Here is a 279-nt window from a genome sequence, read left to right on the forward strand (position 1 = left end):
CCCGCGAAGGCATTCCGATTCGCGTATGGGAATGGCCCGGGAACACGATGGACATGACGGTGATCGAACAAGTGAAACAAGACTTGATCGGCTGGAAGCTCGGGCGGGTGATACAAGTCGCCGATCGCGGGTTTTCTTCCGAGAAAAATCTCCGGATTCTGCAGCAAACCGGCGGCCATTATATTATTGGCGAACGCATGCATGCGGGAAAAAAAGATGTCGAAGAAGCCTTAAGCAAGCGCGGGCGGTTTCAGGTGATTCGAGAGAACCTGCATGTGA

The 279-nt window shown here is 53.4% G+C and carries 1 pseudogene; it reads left to right on the forward strand.

From position 1 onward, the window contains the following. Nucleotides 1-279 (forward strand): annotated as a pseudogene (locus HCN83_RS18890) (IS1634 family transposase); the annotation flags it as partial.

The organism is Alkalicoccus luteus, from assembly GCF_012034335.1.
Lineage (GTDB): Bacteria > Bacillota > Bacilli > Bacillales > Salisediminibacteriaceae > Alkalicoccus > Alkalicoccus luteus_A.